The organism is Maribacter sp. R86514, assembly GCF_044597005.1.
Lineage (GTDB): Bacteria > Bacteroidota > Bacteroidia > Flavobacteriales > Flavobacteriaceae > Maribacter.
This window is the reverse complement of sequence record NZ_CP138999.1, coordinates 2,017,252-2,035,528: the sequence shown is the minus strand read 5'-3', so window position 1 is coordinate 2,035,528 and position 18,277 is coordinate 2,017,252. Positions and strand designations below refer to the sequence as shown.

At 34.9% G+C, this 18,277-nt stretch carries 10 protein-coding genes and 1 tRNA gene; 4 read left to right on the top strand and 7 right to left on the bottom strand.

What is annotated here, in order from left to right; genetic code table 11:
* Nucleotides 1-242 precede the first annotated feature (242 nt).
* The 6 genes from SJY30_RS09015 to SJY30_RS08990 all read right to left on the bottom strand — a co-directional run bounded on the left by SJY30_RS09015 (nt 243) and on the right by SJY30_RS08990 (nt 11,233).
* Nucleotides 243-1,763, bottom strand: a complete 1,521-nt coding sequence (locus SJY30_RS09015; protein WP_396635216.1) for a sulfatase — start codon at nt 1,761-1,763, stop codon at nt 243-245.
* Nucleotides 1,760-4,546, bottom strand: coding sequence for a family 78 glycoside hydrolase catalytic domain (locus SJY30_RS09010; protein WP_396635215.1), 2,787 nt, complete (start codon nt 4,544-4,546; stop codon nt 1,760-1,762). The genes SJY30_RS09015 and SJY30_RS09010 overlap by 4 nt, the downstream gene beginning before the upstream one ends.
* Before the next feature lies 1 nt (nt 4,547).
* Nucleotides 4,548-7,340, bottom strand: coding sequence for a family 78 glycoside hydrolase catalytic domain (locus SJY30_RS09005; RefSeq protein WP_396635214.1), 2,793 nt, complete (start codon nt 7,338-7,340; stop codon nt 4,548-4,550).
* 15 nt (nt 7,341-7,355) lie between these two features.
* On the bottom strand, nt 7,356-9,278 hold the full coding sequence (locus tag SJY30_RS09000; protein ID WP_396635213.1) for a hypothetical protein: 1,923 nt from the start codon (nt 9,276-9,278) through the stop codon (nt 7,356-7,358).
* Nucleotides 9,279-9,638: 360 nt separating this feature from the next.
* Entirely contained in the window at nt 9,639-10,991 is a 1,353-nt protein-coding gene (locus tag SJY30_RS08995; protein WP_396635212.1) for a TrkH family potassium uptake protein, read from the bottom strand.
* Nucleotides 10,992-11,159: 168 nt separating this feature from the next.
* A tRNA-Arg gene (locus tag SJY30_RS08990) sits at nt 11,160-11,233 on the bottom strand.
* 76 nt (nt 11,234-11,309) lie between these two features.
* On the opposite strand from SJY30_RS08990, the gene SJY30_RS08985 reads away from it, so the two are divergent.
* A complete protein-coding gene (locus tag SJY30_RS08985) occupies nt 11,310-11,822 on the top strand; it encodes an adenine phosphoribosyltransferase (protein WP_396635211.1) in 513 nt (170 codons plus the stop codon).
* 727 nt (nt 11,823-12,549) lie between these two features.
* Nucleotides 12,550-13,488: a calcium/sodium antiporter gene (locus tag SJY30_RS08980; RefSeq protein WP_396635210.1), complete on the top strand. Its 939-nt coding sequence runs from the start codon at nt 12,550-12,552 to the stop codon at nt 13,486-13,488.
* 86 nt (nt 13,489-13,574) lie between these two features.
* On the opposite strand, the gene SJY30_RS08975 is transcribed toward SJY30_RS08980, so the two are convergent.
* Nucleotides 13,575-14,597 carry a glutamine synthetase beta-grasp domain-containing protein gene (locus SJY30_RS08975; protein WP_396635209.1) on the bottom strand — a complete coding sequence of 341 codons (1,023 nt, stop codon included), beginning with the start codon at nt 14,595-14,597 and terminating at the stop codon, nt 13,575-13,577.
* 186 nt (nt 14,598-14,783) lie between these two features.
* Here SJY30_RS08975 and SJY30_RS08970 point away from each other — a divergent pair, with 186 nt between their 5' ends.
* Nucleotides 14,784-16,970, top strand: coding sequence for a glutamine synthetase III (locus tag SJY30_RS08970; protein ID WP_396635208.1), 2,187 nt, complete (start codon nt 14,784-14,786; stop codon nt 16,968-16,970).
* Between the two features lie 93 nt (nt 16,971-17,063).
* On the top strand, nt 17,064-18,242 hold the full coding sequence (locus SJY30_RS08965) for an AIR synthase related protein (RefSeq protein ID WP_396635207.1): 1,179 nt from the start codon (nt 17,064-17,066) through the stop codon (nt 18,240-18,242).
* Nucleotides 18,243-18,277 lie beyond the last annotated feature (35 nt).

Sequence of the window (18,277 nt, the reverse complement as noted above, 5' to 3'; positions counted from 1 at the left end):
GGTTTTCTTAATAAAAAATTAAATTCATAAAATATGTCATTTTAATTTTTAAATTGATTATTAAATGGGCTTTAGAATTTAAAAATGATAATTCTTGCTGTATGCGGATAGTGGAAAAAATGAGCTTGATTGGTTTACAGATTCAGATAAAACATTAAGCATTCTAGACTATTGAAATTAATGGGAAAAATAAAACCCCTTTAAAAATTAAAGGGGTCTTGAATAACTTTTGTAAAAACTGATTACCGATCTGCACCAATTATTTTCGGAGGGTTATAATTTGTACTACTAGTTCTTTGTTTCTGCTCTACATAATACGGCTGAAAACTGTAAGACGAACTTTCATCCCAATTGGAATTTATTTTAGGCAATTTTTCTTTCATTGAAGCGATTTGAGATTTGTACTTCGAATTTTTTGCTTGGTTTGTCCATTCATTGGGATCTGTACTATGGTCATAAAACTCTTCAGTGCCATCTTCATATCGAATATATCTATATCCGTTTGTTTTAATTGTATGGTTGTTCATGCCAAAAGTAGTAATGGCGTGTGCATCTTCTAATCCTTCATTATTTTTCATCATATTCACTAAGCTAATCCCTTCGTTTTTTGAATATTTAGGTAGTCCACTTAATTCTAAAAGTGTGGGATAAATTGAAAGCATTTCCACAGGAGCATCAATTTTCTTTCCTTTAGGTAAATTCGGTGCCGAAAATATTAATGGCGCTCTAGTGGCAGTTTCCCATAATGCGTGTTTAGCAAATGTTCCTTTTTCTCCTAGGCGATATCCGTGATCAGACCACAATACAATTATCGTATTGTTGCCATATTCACTATTCTCCAAGGCATCTAGAACACGACCTAATTCATTGTCTACATAACTAATACAGGCTAAATATGCTTGGACTATTTTTTTCCACTCTCCACTTTCTTTTGCCCATTCTGTAGTAGGCATCATAGGTAAATCGTTTATTTGAAGTCCTACAGGTGGTATGTCTTCTAAATCGTCTACTTTATATGGCGGTGTCTTAATATTTTCTATAGGATATAGATCAAACCATTTTTGTGGCACATATAAAGGTACATGTACTCTCAAAAATCCTAGACCCATAAAAAATGGTTTTTCATATTTCTTATGTAACCTATCAATAACCCAATCAACGGATTTGTGGTCTGGCATTAGTGTGTCATACTCAGGAAAAGCGCCCCAATCTGTGCTTGTTCTTCCATATTTTTTTCTGTTTGCCGTACCAAACCCATCCCAAACAAATCTTTTTTCTGGATAGGGTCCAAATCCTTTTACCCTACCTCCAGATTCATTAAAAGTACTATCTGGGGCATGTATGTGAAATAATTTGCCAATTCCCATTGTATGGTACCCGTTGTTTTCAAAGTACTCTTGTAGAAATGTAATATCTTTTGTGGTAGAATTTCCTTCTCGTCGAATTTCATTATCCGGTGTCATTCCGTAAATTCCTGTGGTAGAAGGTCTTAGACCCGTCATTAATGATGCTCTTGATGGACCGCATAATGGTGCTTGACAATGAGCATCTGTAAAAGAAACGCCCATAGATGCTAGTCTATCAATATTTGGAGTTTTGGCAGGGCCATCAAAACTGCCGATCATTGTATTGAGGTCATCTACAGCTATAAAGAGAACATTCGGTTTACTCTGTTCATTTTTTTCAATAGGTTTTTCTTTCTCTTTACACGAACTGATCAGTAAAAGAGCAACTACTAAAAAGATAAGCTTATTATATTTCATTTGTCATGATTATAAAGTGTTACAAAGTTGTATGTGCCGGGTTGAACCATTATTTCTATAAAATCATCACTAGTGCTCAATAATTTGATTTCTTTAATTGCTGTTAGTTCTTGTTCATTTACTATTAGTTTTTCAGTGCCTATTTTAGGAATGATAATTTTAGCTGTAGTGTTTGGTGGTATTTGTGTTTCCATTTTAAATTGATCATTGGAAATTTTCCACGAATTTGATACCGTGCCAAATGGAGTTTGTAAAGAAGCGGAAGCATTTGTTAGGTAATGAGTATTAGGTACAGGTGCTATTTTAATGACTTTATAACCAGCTTTCAATGGTGATATGCCAGCGATTCTTTCATACATCCATTCACCAATGGCGCCGTAGGCGTAGTGGTTTAAACTGTTCATATTCTGTGGGTTGAAACCTTCTTCTTTGCTATAGCTGTTCCAACGTTCCCAAATAGTGGTAGCACCTTGATTAATAGAGTAAAACCATGACGGATATGTTTCATTGAACAACAATTTATACATCATATCTGTTTCGCCGGTTTTATCTAAAACTTCAGATAATAATGGGGTGCCTAGAAATCCTGTGCGCAAATGGTCATCAGCTTTAGAGATTTCTTCCATTAAATGCTTTTTGGCATTTATTTTTTTGTTTTCGGATAGCAAATCAAAAGCCAAGGCCAACAAATAAGAAGTTTGTGTAGACGATACGCCCTTAACTTTGCCGCTTTCGTCAAAAAAGGTATCTTCAAAAGATTTGGATACTGTTTTAAATATCTCTTCATATTTTTTTTGTTCTTCAACTCTCCCCAATACGGCAGCACTTTGCGAAGTAAGTTTTGCCGAATGGGCATAAAATGCAGTGCCAATAAGATGAAGTGAAGTGTCTCCTCTATTGTCTCCATTTTCTGGGTAGGGCTGTAACCAATCTGAAAAAGACATCATATTGGAAATATTGTCTTTCGATTTCAGTTTATGATATGTTACCCATTCTTGCATCATTTCAAAATTATCTTCCAATATACTCTTGTCACCTGTGCGCAAATAAATTTTCCAAGGAATGATGGTACAAACATCGCCCCAACCAGAACTGCCTATTTTGTTGCCACGTGCATCTGGCACCGTCCATGGAATACCTCCATTTTCAAATTGAGCTTCTTTGACACTTTGTAGCCAACTTGCCCAAAATTTATACACATCTGCATTGAACATAGATGTTGGTCCAAAAACCTGCGCATCACCTGTCCACCCTAAACGTTCATCACGCTGTGGGCAATCTGTGGGTATATCAAAGAAATTTCCTCTTAAGCCCCAGACAATATTACTTTGTAGTTGGTTCAATTTGTCATTTGAAGATGTAAACGTACCGTTGTTATTAAAATCTGAATACTGTACAATACCAGTTACCCAATCATTTGTAGGCTCTTTAGTAGTATCGAAACCGCTTAATTCAATATATCTGAAACCGTGGAATGTAAATTTTGGCGTATATACTATATTACCATCTTTAGCGGCAATATAATAATCGGTAGATTTCGCCGATCGGTAATTTTTGGTATAAAAAGACCCGTCTGGTGATAACATCTCTGCGAACCTAATTTTTAAGGTATCTCCCTTCTTCATCGGGACTTTAACTTTAGGTACCCCTACCATATTCTGCTTTAGATCGAAGATTACGGTATTATCAATTTTTGTTATTTGTTTCGGGTTCAGCTCTATTTTTGCTTTTACCGTTGTGTGCCTTTTTGGTGTTAAAGCAATGTGATCGTCGAGATTGGTGGTTTCTACATTATGCCATTTATGATCATCAAATTTACCGGTAGACCATTTGGGCATTTCTAAAGCGGCATTGTAAATTTCACCATCATAAATTTCGGAAAATTGGATGGGTCCGTTGGTAGTTCCTTTCCAACTATCATCTGAAGTAATAATTTCTTTAGAGCCATCTTTCATGTGTATTTCTAATTGGCATAATATTTTTGGTGAAATAGTATTGTCCCATGGTGTTTTTCCCCAAAGTAACCTTCCGGAATACCAGCCAGATGCTAATTCAACACCAATAGTATTTTGATCAGATTTGATTAAATCGGTAACGTCATAGGTTAAAGTTTCAATTCTTTTATCATAGGAAGTAAACCCTGGCGACATTACATCATTGCTTACGTTTTTGCCGTTTATAGAAACATCAAACACACCTTTAGCTGTAATGTATAGCCTGGCAGAAGAAATTGTTTTGGACAGCTTAAATTCTTTTCTTAGATATTGTGGTTTATGAATAAGTACGTTACCGCGACCACGAATACTGTCTTTTGCAGTGTTAAGACCTACCCATTTTGCTTTCCAATCACTGTTTTTAAGTAATCCTAATTCGAAGTTTTGTAAAGTACTCCATTCTGAAGCTTGGCCATTCTGATCCCAATATCTTATTTGCCAGTATACTTTTTGGCGGGATTTTAATGTAGACCCTTTGTATTTTATCCAAGTAGATTGGTCTGTGTTTTGCTTTTTTGAGTCCCATAAATCAGGTTGGTCCGGCAATAAATCTTGATTGGTTGCAGCAACTATTTGATAAGCGGACTGGGCTGTGACCGTTGATTTAACGGGGAGTTTCCAAGAAAAAGTTGGTTCGTGGTCATAAAATCCAATTGGATTCTTAAACCCTTCAGAAACATTTAATTCCTTAGCGGCTGCTAATGTTTTTTTATGATTACAAGATAATTGGCTTAGAATAGTGATGCCAATTATTGTTCTCAGTAAAAAATTTGTTGTTTTTGGCATCATTTTATTGAGTTTTGGTATGAAAATTATAGCTGCCTGGCTGAGCCATAATCTTAATAGCATTCTTTTCTATGTTTATTATTTTCAAGTTTGAATTTTCTTTGAACGTATTTCCGTTTTCTAATAGACTATCTATAGTATTATATGGTATATGTATCTCTGCCGTTGTATTTGCAGGTATAACTGTATTAAGATAGAAATTGTTATTTTCTATCTTCCATGAAGAAGAGGCTTTGCCATAAGGCGTATCTAAACTGGCAGAAGCCATATTTATAAACTGGGTATTGGGTATTGGTGCAATTTTTATTTTTTTATAGCCAGGTTCTAAAGATGAAAGACCGGCAATTCGTTCATACATCCATTGCCCAACAGCCCCGTATGCATAATGGTTAAGACTATTCATACTTTGCGGATTATAACCATCTTCTTTGCTAAAACTATTCCAACGTTCCCACATAGTTGTTGCTCCTTGATTTATAGAATAAAACCAAGACGGATACGTTTCCTTGAAAAGGATTTTATACATTAAATCTATTTCGCCCATATTATCTAAAACTTTGGGTAAAATAGGAGTACCTAAAAAACCGGTACCTAAATGGTAGTCTGCTTTTTTGATTTCTTGCAATAAATGCTGTTGCGCTTTTATTTTCGTTTCGGGTTTTAATAAATCAAAATAGATAGCGAGTAAATAACTAGTTTGAGTTTGCTTTTTATTTTTAAATTTTCCGTTGATATCAAAAAAATTTTTTTCAAAAGCAGAAGCAATGTTTTTATATAAATCTTTGTATTTTTTTTCATCATCAGTTTTACCCAATACACTAGCTATTTTTGAAACTAAATGTGACGAATGTGCAAAATATGCCATGTTTACAAAAAGCCTTGGTGTATCGCCTCTATTACCTATTTTTCCTGTTTTTTCGGGGTAAGGCTGTAACCAGTCGGCAAAAGAATGTATGGTCGGGATAAAATTTTGAGATTTAGATTCGTAATACCCTACCCATTTTTTAGCCATTTCATAATTCTCTTCAAGTACTTTTTTGTCGCCTGTAATGTTATAAATATCCCAAGGAATAATAACAGCTGCATCGCCCCAACCTGAACTAGCTTTATTATTTTGTAACACATCTGGAATAATAAATGGGACTAACCCATCACTATGTTCAGATTGTGTTTCGCGCATGCTTTGCAACCAAGCCGTCCAAAATGCATGAGTGTTAAAATTAAACATAGCAGTTGGTGAAATTACCTGTGCATCTCCCGTCCACCCCAAGCGCTCATCACGTTGAGGACAGTCTGTAGGTACATCTAAAAGGTTATCACGTAAGCCCCAGGTAATATTACTTTGAAGTTGGTTTAATTTTTCATGTGAAGATGTAAATGAACCAATTTTTTTAATATTTGAATGTTGTACCATGCCTTTTATCCAATTTGTAGTTGGTTCTACAGATTTATCATATCCTGATAATTCAACAAATTGAAATCCATGAAACGTAAATTTTGGAGACCATTCTATTACGCCATTTTTTGCCGAAATATAATAGTCGGTAGATTTGGCAGAACGGTAATTTTCTGTATAAAATGTACCGTCTGATAACAACATTTCGGAAAATCGTATGGTTAGCGTATCACCTTTTTTCATAGGTACTTTTACTTTTGTAACGCCCAGCATATTCTGTTTCATATTAAATACAACCGAAGATTTTGTAGTTGATACAATTTCTACATCTTCTAAAACCTCAGTTGTTTTAACTGTTTCATGACGTTTTGGTCGTAGATTAACACTATCTGAAATAGCTGCATTTTGGGTAGTTTCCCAAGTTGAAGCATCAAAAGTAGCTTTTGTCCAACCTTTAATTTCTAAATTAGCATCATATACTTCTCCATCATAAAGACTTGCAAATCTTCTAGGACCGTTTGTGGTACCTTTCCAGGATTCATCGGAAACTATTATTTTTTTAGAACCATCTTTTAGTGTTATTTCTAACTGACATAAGATTTTAGGCGAGGCAAAGTTATTATATACTGACTTGCCTCTGCTAATTCTTCCTGAATGCCATCCAGATGCCAACTCTACAGCAAGAATGTTTTTGCCAGCTGTTACTAGTTCGGTCACATCATAAGTAAGTGTTTCTATGCGTTTATTGTATGGTGTCCAACCTGGAGAAAGCACATCATTACTAACATTTTTTCCATTTAAATAGACATCAAAAACACCTTTGGCCGTTATATATAGGCGTGCAGATTTAATATCTGTTGATAGCTCAAAGTTTTTTCTTAAATATTGGGGTCTGTGCATTAAAAAATTCCGTACTCCTTTAATGCTGTCTTTTGCAGTATCTAATCCTGTCCATTTTGCTTTCCAATCACTATTCTTTAGAAGACCTAATTCGAAATTTGCCGTTAGACTCCATTTAGAAGGTTGGTTTTTTTCATCCCAAAACTTTATTTGCCAATATACTTTTTGCCTCGATACCAATTTAGGACCTTTATAGTCTACGAAAGTAGATTTGTCCGAATTGATTTTGTCGCTTTTCCATATATCAGGATTATCAGGGAGCAGCTTTGGTGAACTTGCCGCAATAATTGAATATGCCGTTTGTGATTTTACCTCTGGGGGAAGCTTCCAAGAAAAAGTTGGAGACGCATCATAAAACCCTACAGGATTTTTAAATCCTTCACTAACTGTTAAGTTTGTTGCTACTAAATTTACTTCTTTTTGAGAATAGGAAATTACCGGCAGATAAATAAATAATAATATGCTTAATGGTAATATTAGTTTTTGTGAAATTGTATTCATTGCTTGAATTAGCGGCTATGATATCTGTATAGAGATGTTTAGTTCATTGGAGTTTACATCAAAATATGCCATTATTGGAATTGCTTCTGCCCCTGGGACCATATTGAACATTCGTTTTTTCGAAGTCTTTTTTATTTTAAGAGGTACACTAGAAGTTATAGTTACAAGACCCTCTGGTTTGCGCACTGTAATTTGATTGTTGCTTACTTGCGTGACAACTTCATTAGAAGGTGATATTATTGGTAAAACGAAAGCCGTATCTATAGTAATTTTTTGATTGGTCTTCGCAATAATACGTATCTCGTTTTTCGAAGCTTTATATAAGACATCAAATTCTGAAGCAGTTTTTTCTACAGAAATATTGTTGTGGTCCTTTAATTTACATTGAGCATCTATTCGTATTTCTCCATCAGCGTCATCAGAAGAAATAATTGCCGAACGGTCAAAAATGTTTGAATATAATTGACCATTTGCTATGGTTTCTACTCTTGAAGTGAAGGGAAAATCTTCACCTGGGTTAGGTTGTTGATTTAACGATTCTACCAGTTTGTATTCTGCCATACTTGCAGCTAATAATAGACCAACTTTATTATGGTATAACAGGGACATTGCCCCACCTGTAGCTTGGCGGTAATGACCGTCTTTGTATATTGCGTCATATGCGGTTACGGTACCTCTCCAATCTCCACGAGCAAACAAACTGGTGTCTATTTCTTTATAGTGCTTGACACCATCGGCTATACTTCTAGGTAACGGGATTGAAGTATCTATCTTTGGGAGTTCATCCCAATTATCCAATAAATGGGCCAATGGCTTTGTGTGAGCAAATGTGTGGTGTATACAAGGTTTAATACCGTGTGAAACATAGTGTATGCCACCATGTAACAAACCGTTATTTGTACATCTTTTTAGTAACTCGGTATATTTAACCGCTGCCGTACCTAATGCAGGGTTTCTATCGGCCATTAAGACCAAAGCAGGTTGGCTACCGTCACAAGTTCGGCTTCCCCAATATGTCCATTTAAACATGCGGGTTCCCCAGCCATTATCCCATCCACCGTCAGGTAACATAAATTCTAAATGCGTGCTTAATGATTTTTCTAAAAGTTCTAAAAGTTCTTGATCGTCTTCGTGAACTGCATATAATACAATATTGTTTAAAGATTCTTCTACATTATAGCCTAAATCAATACCCGGTAATTTTTTAGCACTCAATTTGTGGGCACTTGGCTTTATTTCTCCATATAGAAAGTGGTTAGGGTTTGTGAAATAGGGTTTTATTGCATGCGCAAGTTCTTTGCTTCTGGTAATGTATTCTTGTTTATTGAGCATCTTGCCAATTAGGTTCAATGCATAAATTGTAGTTGCTCCATAATTTACATTGGTGGCATCGATTGAAGGGAACTTTTTGTATACGAAATCCGTTGCTTTTTCCAATCTATCTGTCCATTGTTTTCTTCGATTATCATCTAATAAATCACCATGATAATGTAAGGCTTCTGCAAGAGAAATAGCTCCAAAAACCGTGATTCCGTTCCATGATTTTGGATTCAAATCATTAGACCACCCACCACTTGGTAATGTTACATTTTTTGCCCACTCCATTACAGCAATACCTGATTGAAGATATTTTTTGTCGCCTGTGTATTTTGCCATTGCAAGAAGTGGGTAGACAGCATCCATCATTCTACCATGAACTTTGTTACAGGCCGGGCAAATAAACATACCCTGTATAGCTGGATCTTTTGAATCCAATACCTGAGTTTGTATTAGGCCATCGCACCAATCTTTTAATAAATCGAATGTTAATTTTTTGAATTCTGGTGAATGCGGTTCTGTGGTAACTTTATTGTTACAGGAATTTAGTAAGCTAGATAGAGGGACTGTTAACCCTAAGCTGCCAAATGCAGAGAGTTCAATGAATTCTTTTCTTTTCATTCGAAATATGTTATAGAATTATGATGATGCCCTAAAAAAACAATTATGGCCTATCACAAGTATATAAGAGTTTAACCGAATAAGCATCCTGTACTGTACTGAGATGAAAAAATGTTGTTTTTTACTAAACATGATCATCAATTTCTGAAATATTTTTTTACAAAAGAATAAGAAAAGGATTGTTGTGCATGAATTATATACTTCAAAAAGACACTCTGGAGAACTAGAGATTTTGTGGTCTAGAATTTTAGAGGAAAGTATAAAAGAAGATCTTTAATGTATTTTCTTGATGAGGGAATTAATAATTGTACTTTCGATTATGAGCATAGAAAATAATATTAAACACAACAACTAATACTTTTACACAGCTATGTCGTCTTCTATGGTTGTATGTTCTTTTTCGACAATTGATTTCGACCAAATTGCAAGACCAAATGTGAGAACACCCAATCGCCCAATAAACATTAAGAGAATAATTGTAATCTTACCAACTGCGCTTAAATCGCCTGTTATACCCATGCTTATACCTACTGTGCCAAGAGCCGAGGCTACTTCGAAAATTATTTTTTCTAAATCGAAATCTTCTGAAAATGTGAGAATAAAAATTCCTAAAAAAATTAGTGAAGTGTAAAATATGAAAGAAGAGGTTGCAATGTATAAACGTTCTAATGGGATAACTCTACCAAAAAATGTTATTTGTTGCCTACCTCTTAGACGACTTTTTATTATTGAAAATACCGCTGTTAAAGTAGTTATTTTAAGTCCGCCCGCTGTACCAGATGGAGATGCTCCTATATACATTAAAAAGACTGTAGCTATTAAAATAGGAGTGGTAAATGTTCCAAAATCTAAGGTATTAAAGCCGACGGTAGTCATAGCGGACATCGCTTGAAAAAAGGCAGCATAAGCCCTTATTGAACCATCTAAGTTAGTGATTGATGGTTCGTAAAAATAAAAGAATAAGAACGCAATACTTAATAAAATTGAAAGACCTATTAAAATTATTTTAGTGGTGAAGCTAAGTTTGTGCGACCTGTGTTTAAACCAAAGTACAAAGTCGGTCACTACAATAAAGCCAAGTGAGCCGCCAATGGCCAAGAAAGAGATTATAAAGTTTACGAAACCATTGCCTATATAATTGGTAAAACCAGAATTGAACAAACTAAAACCGGCGGTGCAAAAGGCACTAATGCTATGAAAAATAGCATTCCATATGGCGTGTAAATTGTCCATGCCATCCATTTTAAATGCAATGAAAAATAATATGGCTCCTATGACTTCCATAATTACGGTAAAAATAATTACCGATTTTAAAAAGTCTTTGATTTTTATGGTGACGGGTAGTGTAAATTCTGAATTTAGAATAGCCTTGTGCCATCTTGTAATTCTCTTGGTAGTTGAAAGTAACATAAAAGTAGTAAAGGTGAGGTAGCCTATGCCCCCTAATTGAAATAACAGCATAATTATAAATTGACCACCAAAATTATAACTGTCAAAGATACTAATGGTAACTAGGCCGGTTGTAGAAACTGCAGATGTTGCTGTAAATAGATGGTCTAATAGTGGTGCTGATGTTTTTTGAAAAATAGGTAGCGAAAGTAAAATAAACCCTACTACTATATATGTTAGAAAACCGTAAAATAAGTTTTGTTGCGGAGAATGTTTTAATTTAAATTTTAAGTATTTACTATTCCACTTCTTTAAGTATCCCATCTTTTTTAAACTTACGGCTAGTAATTTAATTAATTTGTGTTACACGTATTTAAAAAACTGGATTAATTTATTTTATAAGTGAGGACTTTATTGTTCATTAGTTGAAAAATTACAAAATAAAATCAAGAAACCCTGCAAAATTTAATATTTGCAGGGTTCTTTTTATTGTGACCTCGACAGGATTCAAACCTGTAACCTCTTGAGCCGTAATCAAGTGCGCTATTCAGTTGCGCCACGAGGCCATTTTTAATTTTCCCTTAGCGGGGTGCAAATATATTTCTTTTTACATTTACCACAAAATAAAGAACACAATATTAAATGGATTTTAAAAGCTTAATTAGAGATGTGCCCGATTTTCCTAAAGAAGGAGTAGTATTTAAAGACATAACATTGTTACTTCAAAACCCTAAAGCACTCGATAAAACAGCTAATGCTTTGTTTGATTTGTTAAATGGTCAAAAGATAGACAAGGTAGTTGGCATGGAAAGCAGAGGATTTATTTTTGGTCCTATGTTAGCTCATATGTTAAATGCTGGCTTTGTACCTGTTCGTAAACCTGGTAAGCTACCGTCTAGCACGTTGAGCGAGACTTACGATTTAGAGTATGGATCAGATACCCTGGAAATTCATATGGATGGTATTGAGAAAGGGGATAAGGTCTTAGTACATGATGATGTATTAGCAACTGGTGGTACCGCTAAAGCCACGTGCAATTTAATTGAAAGATTGGGAGGGGAAATAGTGCAATGTAATTTTCTAATAGAACTCACTTTTTTAGAAGGTGGATCTAAAATAGATGACTATGACATAAAATCTTTGGTAAAATACTAGTCTAACGCTTTTTTGGTTATAAAATAACGCCAGCCAATTAGGGCCATTTGTAGCTTGTTAGCTTTAGATAAATCTAATTGCTGCTTGCTGTAAGAAGGTAAGATAGCTTTGTTTAGCTTGGCTATTAATTTGTAGAGCTTCTTTTTCAAATTAAAATTTTTATAAAAATACATAAATTACTCAACGCTTGATCAAGTTGTTAAGTGGATATGCATATATTTTTATAAAGTATTTAGTGATATATTAAGGTTACGATTACACTTAAGATGAAGACAACAAGAACTTTTATAACGGTAATCATATTTTAAGGTTTTAGTGGTTGATTATTTTTAGATTGTTCTCGAAAGATATGATTGTAGTAGTGTTCCCACAAGTGAAAATCGTTAAAATAATGAGTTTGAATACTAATATGTAAGAGTAGAAATTAAATAGGTTATAATTAGTAACTTTTAATCTACGATTGAGTTTTAATATATAATAGTATTATTCGTATGTGTATTAAATTGTAATAATTGAAGGTCGTTTTTTAATGATGTTTAGAAAACGTAGAGCTAAAATTTAAAGTTATTACATGAAAAGTGCCTTTCCGTTCTTTTTTGAGTAAATAAGCTATGCATTATTAGCATATAGATTTAATGATTACTTGGTAAAGATTTTAGTTTGTAGATGACATCATTTGTCATGTGTAGTCACATATCTTCTAATTATATTTGTCAAAATTCTTTACATGCAAGATTTCTTATTTATTGTTGGCGGGTTGGTACTGCTTATCGCAGGTGGAAACTGGCTTTTAAAAGCTGCGGTAGATTTATCGTTGAAACTAAAAATTCCTAAAATCGTAATTGGAATGACCGTTGTATCTTTTGCTACATCGGCACCAGAGCTAATAGTGAGTATAAATGCCGCTTTAGACGGATTTCCAGATTTGGCTTTCGGTAACGTAGTAGGGTCTAATATTGCAAATATAGGTTTGGTGCTTGCCATAACTATTTTACTTAGTCCTATTAATGTTAGTAAAAGTTTCTATACTACAGATTGGCCTGTAATGATGGTGGCTTCTTTACTCTTTTTCTTTTTTATATATTTTGATGGAGTGCTTGTGCAATATGAAGGTATAATCATGGTAGTTTTTCTTTTTCTATTCTTGATATATCTTTTGCGTTTTCAAAAACCTGCGGTTATAGACGAAGAAGATGAGCCAGATGTTATGATGCCTACCTACAAAACAGCCTTATTTTTAGGGTTAGGTGGAGGTGCACTTTGGGGAGGCTCTGAAATTTTGATCAGTGGAGCAGTTGGTATGGCGACAATATTTGGTGTTAGTGAGCGTGTAATTGCCATAACTATTGTTTCTGTAGGTACAAGTATTCCAGAATTGGCGGCCTCGATTATTGCAGTAGTTAAGAAAGAAAAAGCAATCTCTTTAGGTAACCTTATAGGTTCTAACATATTTAACCTTCTTGCCGTTTTAGGAATTACATCTATAATTACACCAATATCGGTTATGGACGAGGGCCTTTTGACAAATGATATCTTCTGGATGTTGGGTATTTCTTTTCTTATTCTTCCCTTGGTTTTTATACCCAGAGGATTGCGATTGGGTTGGAGAGATGGCTTAATATTGGTAAGTCTATATTTAGCCTTTATATATGTAACTATCGGATAGTTTCATTCGTTTATAATGATATTGACAAAAAAAACGCCTTGAACTAGTTCAAGGCGTTTTCAGTATAATCAACAATTAATTTGATATTAAACTTTTGCAGTTTTTACCGTTTTAATAATTCTACCGGCAATTTTGTATGGATCTCCATTAGAAGCAGGTCTTCTGTCTTCTAACCAACCTTTCCATCCTTTTTCTACGGTGATGATCGGTATTCTAATTGAAGCACCTCTATCAGATACTCCGTAAGAGAAATCGTTAATAGATGCAGTTTCGTGGTCACCAGTTAAACGTTGGTCGTTGAACTCGCCATAAACAGCAATATGTTCTTTAACAACAGGTCTAAATGCTTCACATATTTTCTCATAAATTTCTTTAGAACCACAAGTTCTCAAAGTTGTGTTAGAGAAGTTTGCATGCATACCAGAACCATTCCAATCCATATCTTTACCTAATGGTTTTGGGTGGTAGTCTATATAGTAACCATATTGTTCAGATAATCTGTCTAATAAATAACGAGCGATCCAAATTTCATCACCAGCTTTTTTAGCTCCTTTAGCGAACAATTGAAATTCCCATTGTCCAGATGCAACTTCTTGGTTGATACCTTCAAAGTTTAAACCAGCCTCTATACATAAATCGGCATGTTTTTCAACTAAAAGTCTACCGTGAGTGTTTTTTCCACCAACAGAACAGTAGTACATACCTTGTGGTGCAGGATATCCGCCAATTGGGAAACCTAAAGGTAATTGCGTTTTAGTGTCCATGATAAAGTACTCTTGCTCAAAACCGAACCAGAAATCATTATCTTCATCTTCAATTGTAGCTCTTCCGTTAGAAACATGTGGAGTACCATCTGCATTTAAAACCTCTGTCATTACTAAATAACCGTTGATTCTTGCAGGATCCGGATAGATTGCAACTGGTTTTAACAAGCAGTCAGAAGAACCTCCAGAAGCTTGTCTTGTAGATGATCCATCAAAAGACCACATACCTAGTTCTTCAATAGTACCTTGAAAATTTTCATGTTCTTCAACTTTCGTTTTACTTCTCATGTTCTGAGTTGGAAAGTATCCATCTAACCAGATGTATTCTAATTTAATTTTGGCCATAATATTCTCGTTATTTTTTAATAAAAGACAAACAAAAATATGTTTTTTATCAATCTGTATGAATTTTTGAGGGTGTTAATGTGTAAAAATTAAATTTTTTGCTTTATACCCCTATTTTTTATCGGGTATTTTATCATATTTCTATTTATAGAACGTAATTTTGTCAAATTAACAATGTATTTAGATATGAAGTCATCACGTTTTGCTGCTATTAATGAAAGTCAGAAAAGAAATAGTATTGCTGTAGAGGAGAATGGAAGACGTTCCGATTTGTTTGGAATCAACGTGTTCAATGAAAAAAAGATGTTGCAATACTTGACGAAAGACGCTTTTGAAGGTTTAAAAGGTGCTATGGAGTCGGGATCTAAAATCGACCGTAAAATTGCGGATCAGGTAGCTGAGGCTATAAAGGGTTGGGCTATTACTATGGGCGCTACACATTACACGCATTGGTTTCAACCATTAACAGGTTCAACCGCAGAGAAACATGATGCTTTTTTTGATCTTCTTCCAGATGGTACGGCCTTGGAAAAATTTGGTGGAGGACAGTTGGTACAACAAGAACCTGATGCTTCCAGTTTTCCTAGTGGCGGAATTAGAAATACTTTTGAAGCTAGGGGGTATACTGCATGGGATCCTTCTTCACCTGCTTTTATTTATGGTACTACCTTATGTATTCCTACAATTTTTGTTTCATATACCGGTGAGGCTTTAGATAATAAAGCTCCTTTGTTAAGGGCTTTAGGTGCTGTTGATGAAGCGGCTACTGCCGTTGCAAAGTATTTTGATAAAACGGTAACGAAGGTCAATGCTACTTTGGGCTGGGAGCAAGAATATTTCTTAATCGATAAAGCATTGGCGCATTCTAGACCAGATATTATGATGACAGGTCGTACTTTGGTAGGCGAAACGCCGGCTAAAGGACAACAGTTAGACGATCATTATTTTGGCGTTATACCTAGTCGTGTATTAAGCTTTATGAGCGATCTAGAAAAGGAATGTACCAAATTGGGAATTCCTGTTAAAACGAGACATAATGAGGTTGCTCCTAATCAGTTTGAATTAGCTCCTGTTTTCGAAGAGGCCAATCTTGCCATTGATCATAATCTATTATTGATGGATGTGATGGATAAGATTGCCGACAAGCATCACTTTAAAGTGCTTTTTCACGAAAAACCATTTGCAGGTATAAACGGTTCTGGTAAACATAACAATTGGTCATTGGCTACTGATACAGGTGTTAATTTGTTGAGTCCGGGTTCTACGCCAATGAAAAATCTTCAGTTTTTAACCTTCTTTATCAATACCATTAAAGCGGTAGATACGTACGAAGAGCTTTTGCGTTCTTCAATAGCATCTGCCGGTAATGATCATCGTTTAGGGGCAAATGAAGCTCCGCCGGCTATTTTTTCAATTTTTGTTGGGTCGCAATTAAGTAACGTTCTTGATGAACTTGAAGGTGTATCCAAGGGAAAATTATCTCCTGAAGAAAAAACGGAGCTAAAATTGAACGTTGTAGGTAAGATTCCAGAAATTTTGATGGACAATACCGACCGTAATAGAACATCACCTTTTGCTTTTACCGGTAATAAATTTGAAATGCGTGGCGTTGGTGCAAAAATGAATTGCGCCAAACCAATGACCGTTTTAAATACCATTGTTGCTAAACAATTAAAGGATTTTAAAAAAGAAGTTGATGTTCTCATCGATAAGAAAAGCTTAAAGAAAGATGAAGCCGTTTTTAATGTCTTGCGCGAATATATAAAAACTTCTAAACGAATTCGTTTTGATGGTGATGGGTACAGCACGGAATGGGAAAATGAAGCCAAAAGAAGAAAATTAAGTAATAATAAAAATACACCAGAGGCACTAGAAGTTTTGACGTCTAAAGATAGCATTGCGTTGTTTGAGTCAATGAATGTAATGAGCCAAGTAGAGGTAAGTGCACGCCAAGAAGTAGATTTAGAGAATTATATCATGCACCTGCAAATTGAAGGTAGGGTATATAATGAGTTGGTCTATGGTTATATTATACCGGCTGCTTTAGAATATCAAAACAAACTGATTAAAAATGTATCTGGACTAAAAGAGATTTATGGTGCAGCTCATAAAAGATTCTCAGAGGGACAATTGACTATGATAGAAGATATTGCCGAGCATGTAGTCAGTATTAAAAAGATGGTAGATGCCATGGCAGATGCTCGTAAAAAAGCTAATGCCTTAAGGGATACCAAAAAGAAGGCAGATGCATATTGCCATAATGTAAAACCATATTTTTTAGAAATTAGAACTCATAGCGATAAGTTAGAAAAACTAATGGACAACAAGTTATGGCCATTGACCAAGTATAGAGAATTGCTATTTATTGAGTAGTCTTTTTTAATAATTAAAGAAATTGAGGGAATATTAAGCTGTTCAGCGGTTACAGTTTTAATGATTCCCTTATTTTTGCCACAAATTTAAATTATGTCCACATCAAGCAGTGAAAGATATCAGCAACGCGGTGTGTCTGCATCAAAGGAAGATGTACACAATGCTATTAAAAATATTGACAAGGGTCTTTTTCCAAAGGCGTTTTGTAAAATAGTTCCTGATTATTTGACGGGAGATGAGGAGTATTGTTTGGTAATGCATGCTGATGGTGCAGGTACAAAATCTTCTTTGGCCTATATGTATTGGAAGGAAACGGGAGATATTTCTGTTTGGAAAGGTATCGCGCAAGATGCTTTGATCATGAACATAGATGATTTGATTTGTGTTGGTGCGACTGATAACATTATGCTTTCTTCCACTATTGGTAGAAATAAGAATAAGATTCCGGGTGAAGTACTTTCGGCTATTATCAACGGCACCGAAGAATTGATAAATGACTTGGGTGAGTTTGGTATTACCATTCATTCCACTGGTGGTGAAACAGCAGATGTAGGAGATTTGGTTAGAACTATTATTGTAGATTCTACGGTAACGGCTAGGTTAAAAAGAAGTGATGTTATCGACAATGCCAATATTAAGGCTGGTGATGTCATTGTTGGTCTAGAATCATTTGGTCAGGCCAATTATGAGAAAGAATATAATGGCGGAATGGGAAGTAACGGACTAACTTCTGCTAGACATGATGTTTTTTCAAATTATTTAGCAGAAAAATTTCCTGAGAGTTTTGATGCTGAAGTGCCTAAGGACCTTGTTTATTCAGGTAATGTAAAATTGACTGATACCGTTGAGAATTCTCCTGTAGATGCAGGTAAATTGGTGTTATCACCAACACGTACATATGCGCCTATAGTTAAAAAAATACTTTCTAAATATAGTTCAAAAGACATCCACGGAATAATCCATTGTAGTGGAGGGGCACAAACCAAAATTCTTCACTTTATTGATGAATTACATGTGGTAAAAGATAACTTATTTGATGTGCCGCCACTTTTTCAACTAATTCAGGAACAGTCGGGTACCGATTGGAAAGAAATGTATAAGGTCTTTAATTGTGGACATCGATTAGAGTTTTATCTTCCTGAAGATGTGGCAAATGATATCATTGAAATTTCTAAAAGTTTTGGTGTAAATGCTCAGATTATAGGTAGAGTAGAGGCTTCAGATTCAAAAAAACTTACAATTTCAAGTAACTACGGCACCTTTGTGTATTAGTACATACGAATAGCGTAAAAAAATCGTTCTTTTTG

What these genes read in the sequence shown, in the direction of transcription:
- SJY30_RS08985 (WP_396635211.1), top strand. Translation starts at nt 11,310, where the DNA reads ATGGATTTTAAAAGCTTAATTAGAGATGTGCCCGATTTTCCTAAAGAA.
- SJY30_RS09005 (WP_396635214.1), bottom strand. Translation starts at nt 7,340, where the DNA reads ATGAATACAATTTCACAAAAACTAATATTACCATTAAGCATATTATTA.
- SJY30_RS09015 (WP_396635216.1), bottom strand. Translation starts at nt 1,763, where the DNA reads ATGAAATATAATAAGCTTATCTTTTTAGTAGTTGCTCTTTTACTGATC.
- SJY30_RS09010 (WP_396635215.1), bottom strand. Translation starts at nt 4,546, where the DNA reads ATGATGCCAAAAACAACAAATTTTTTACTGAGAACAATAATTGGCATC.
- SJY30_RS08980 (WP_396635210.1), top strand. Translation starts at nt 12,550, where the DNA reads ATGCAAGATTTCTTATTTATTGTTGGCGGGTTGGTACTGCTTATCGCA.
- SJY30_RS09000 (WP_396635213.1), bottom strand. Translation starts at nt 9,278, where the DNA reads ATGAAAAGAAAAGAATTCATTGAACTCTCTGCATTTGGCAGCTTAGGG.
- SJY30_RS08975 (WP_396635209.1), bottom strand. Translation starts at nt 14,597, where the DNA reads ATGGCCAAAATTAAATTAGAATACATCTGGTTAGATGGATACTTTCCA.
- SJY30_RS08970 (WP_396635208.1), top strand. Translation starts at nt 14,784, where the DNA reads ATGAAGTCATCACGTTTTGCTGCTATTAATGAAAGTCAGAAAAGAAAT.
- SJY30_RS08995 (WP_396635212.1), bottom strand. Translation starts at nt 10,991, where the DNA reads ATGGGATACTTAAAGAAGTGGAATAGTAAATACTTAAAATTTAAATTA.
- SJY30_RS08965 (WP_396635207.1), top strand. Translation starts at nt 17,064, where the DNA reads ATGTCCACATCAAGCAGTGAAAGATATCAGCAACGCGGTGTGTCTGCA.